Source organism: Lutispora sp., assembly GCF_041687175.1.
Classification (GTDB): Bacteria; Bacillota; Clostridia; order Lutisporales; family Lutisporaceae; genus Lutispora.
In genome coordinates this window covers 1-3,421 of the sequence record NZ_JAWLCK010000197.1, presented here as the reverse complement: position 1 = coordinate 3,421, position 3,421 = coordinate 1, and the positions used below count along the sequence as shown (strand labels likewise).

Genomic DNA, 3,421 nt, shown 5'->3' with positions numbered 1-3,421 from the left:
CAGAATCTGATCGGGTAAATAATTTAATCACATTATTAGATGGTTATATGGCAGAAAGTGGACATCACATCAATGTAAATGTCTTTAACCGTGACTTATTAGTTGATGCGATGAATCATCCAGAAAAATACCCACAATTAACAATCCGTGTATCTGGTTATGCAGTTAACTTTGTAAAATTAACTCGTGAACAACAACTAGATGTTATTAATCGGACAATTTTCGAAGCATTTTAATAAACCCTTATAAAGGGAGTAGGATGTGAACAAGATGACTAAAGCTCGAGTTCATTCAATAGAAACCTTTGGAACCGTTGATGGTCCTGGTGTTAGATATATTATATTCTTAAAAGGATGTCCTCTAAGGTGCCTTTATTGTCATAATCCTGACACATGGGACTCTGAAACAAATGATATTAGATCTATCGAAGACTTGATTAAAGATATTATGAAATATCATGTCTATATCAAAAGAGGTGGAGTTACAGTAAGTGGTGGAGAACCACTTATGCAGATTGATTTTTTAATAGACTTCTTCAAAGAATTGAAAAAGTTAAATATTCATACCTGCATCGATACCTCAGGAGTAATCTTTAATGAAGATAATAATATAGCTAAGTTCGATGAACTAATGAAATATACTGATTTAGTGTTATTAGACTTAAAACAGATAAATAATGATAAACACAAAAAACTGACAGGTTTACCAAATACAAATGTATTAGCTTTTGCGAATTATCTCAATGAAAAAGAAGTTCCAGTTTGGATAAGACATGTCTTAGTTCCAGGTATTACTACTGATTAAAAAGACTTAATAGAATTAAAACAATTTATCAATCAACTAAATAATGTTGAAAAAATTGAAGTAATTCCCTACCACACCATGGGACTTTATAAATATGATAACTTAGGAATCAAATATCCATTAAAAGGTGTTAATCCACCTTCACGAGAAGAAATTGCGCTAGCTGAAAAGATATTAAAATTATAATAAAAATAAAAGGACTTTAGAATTTCCTGGTTCTTTCTCAAGTTAGGTTACAGGTATGTTTAAAAAATGACTATTTGTCGCTTTCCGAATAGCCTATATTAAATCAAGTATATTGAAATCAGGCAACCTAAATAAAAAAGCTAATTTACATTTCATTTCTAGGTTGACTAATTTTGCTCTACCATATAAAATACGTTTGATGAGCTTAAATTTGTTGTTGTTTCCTTCAACGAATCCTGAACTCTCATCATAGGATATCGCATTCTTGACCGGTGTGATATCTTTTTTTATACCCTCACAAAAACTTTCTATTTCTGATTCCTGATAATTTTCTATAAATTCATCTATTTTATTTGGGTCATCTCCCATTAGGATCGAATGAAAAGAATGAAATATTTCTTTTACTTTATCCACAACTGGATATTTCTCTTTAATAATTTCTATATGTTCATGTATTATTTTATCTTTTTCAATTTTTGGATTCATGGTTAATAAATACTTTAATAGATTATTTCGTTTTATTACTATGATATCTTCTGGATATACAGTTTTTATTGGATAGTAAAAATTTGCTTTCCTGTTAGGGAAATTATTTTTTTCAATGAGATAAATATATTTCCTTAGACTATTTAAATTGTCGATATATCCTTTATGCTGAATGTAGTAATAAATTATGTCATCACTAATTCCATCCTGCATCATCTTATAGATAATATTGAGGTAGTCGTCCATAATTGTTTTTCTCTTCTTGTAATTGCGTGGTTGATCGAGACTTTGGATTTCATCTTCAGTCATATTTATATACTTCTTAGCCGCTGGTTGAGATATATTGAATTCTTTTGCGATTGTATTAATCCTTTTATTATCCATCTCAAACCATCTTGTTTGTATTTTACAGATTAATTCTTGTTTTTTTTTCTTCCTTCAGCATGATCAATGTATTGTTTAGAATTTAGTTTTCTTTTCTTATTATCAAAAATAAGCTCTGTGCCATCAGGGTTAACTGGAGGGGTATTGTCATAGTGAAGTTGGTTAAGTTTAGCTACGCTTGGCTTTTTTTCAACTTTTGAAGGAGCTTCGTCTAATATTACTCCGTCTTTTATAAAAATTTCTGTTGGAAGCTCATTCTTAAAAATATCCTTAAGCTTGTCTAATAAGTTTTGAAGGATATGAAATCGATCAGCTACCTGTACACATTCTGGTAGTATTTCATTAATCGCAGATGCATACGCAGTTGCACGGTCTCGTGTCACTAATTTTATTTTATTATGACCTTTTAACCATACTTTTAGTGTCTCACTATCACGCCCTTCAAGTAGTGCGATTAGATGATGGTCTTCTAAATCATAAATGGCTGTGGCATAATGATGTCCTTTTCGAATCGCTACATCATCGATACCAACGGCTTCCACATCTGGATTATCAATGAATTCAATGCGATTATAAATTCTTTGAATCGTATCATTACTTACTTTAATGCCAATTTGATCAAGTACCTTACTTGCACCTTCATTACTTAAAAACATAGATACAGCTAAAATCAATGAAGTTAAAGCGGTCGTACGAACTTGTGATGGTTTAGCGAAGGGAAGTTCTTCCATAAAAACCTTTCGTTCACAGTTAGGATTTAGGCATCTATATTTATAGGCTCTAATATGTAGAATAGTTTGTTTACAATGTATAGGGGTATCTTGTAAAATCCTCTCATAAGTTGACTGAAGTTTTCTACTTTCTACACCACAATTTGGACATGTACAGCTATGAGGATGTGATTTAAGATATAGATGTAAAGCGTCTTGATCCTCACGATGTTTATAGATAAAATAATTCTCACCAAATAGAAAAGAATGGTCATTTGTCTCTTTATATTTCATTTTTTTCAACCTCCAATACTACCTATATTATACCATAAATAACCAAAGGCGAGAAGTAAAATAAATAAAATATACATGAAAAAATCAGATATCTTTCGATACCTGATTATCCATAAATAACCAATCTTAAGTAAGAACCCTTTTCTGTTCTTACCCTTTTAATTATGTTCGTTGAATGAAGTGTAGTTTCATCATCAATAATCCACACTGTATTCTTCTGTTCTTTAGTTTTAAAATTGAGAATTAAGAGGCTGTTAAACCGATTTTTACGCTTAATGTGTCTTTTAAAATACAGGAAAACTATCCCTAGTTCCATTACCAAAAATAAAGGAGTGTACTTTAGTTCTATCAAACCCATGAGCGAGTTGGTTTTCAAGTTATTTCGCAATTTTAATTAGGATAACGGTCACAAATATTGTTTTAATCTTGTTAGACTCGTCAGCTTGTTAGTATTTCCTTTTTATTGTGTCATAAATTTCAGGTTTGCCAATTTCATTCAAGTCCATGCTCTCATTATTGACATAATAACCTATACTTTCTATATACCCCGTTTGAAA

At 30.7% G+C, this 3,421-nt stretch carries 3 protein-coding genes and 1 pseudogene; 2 read left to right on the top strand and 2 right to left on the bottom strand.

Translation table 11 applies throughout. The features are described from left to right. Together ACESM9_RS15140 and pflA are read left to right on the top strand one after the other, a co-directional pair. A partial coding sequence (locus tag ACESM9_RS15140; RefSeq protein ID WP_373000621.1) for a glycine radical domain-containing protein occupies positions 1-236 on the top strand: 236 nt, incomplete at its 5' end. Between the two features lie 34 nt (positions 237-270). Then, positions 271-990 (top strand): annotated as a pseudogene (gene pflA, locus ACESM9_RS15135) (pyruvate formate-lyase-activating protein). Positions 991-1,083: 93 nt separating this feature from the next. On the opposite strand, the gene ACESM9_RS15130 reads toward pflA, so the two are convergent. Both ACESM9_RS15130 and ACESM9_RS15125 read right to left on the bottom strand, forming a co-directional pair. Then, the gene (locus ACESM9_RS15130) at positions 1,084-1,860 is read right to left on the bottom strand and encodes a transposase (RefSeq protein ID WP_373000617.1); all 777 of its coding nucleotides are present in this window, start codon (positions 1,858-1,860) and stop codon (positions 1,084-1,086) included. A gap of 29 nt (positions 1,861-1,889) precedes the next feature. Further along, complete coding sequence (locus ACESM9_RS15125; protein WP_373000615.1) at positions 1,890-2,864, bottom strand: ISL3 family transposase; 975 nt, start codon at positions 2,862-2,864, stop codon at positions 1,890-1,892. Positions 2,865-3,421: the final 557 nt, after the last annotated feature.

Coding starts and splice junctions, on each gene's coding strand:
- ACESM9_RS15130 (WP_373000617.1), bottom strand. CDS start 1,860: ATGGATAATAAAAGGATTAATACAATCGCAAAAGAATTCAATATATCT.
- ACESM9_RS15125 (WP_373000615.1), bottom strand. CDS start 2,864: ATGAAATATAAAGAGACAAATGACCATTCTTTTCTATTTGGTGAGAAT.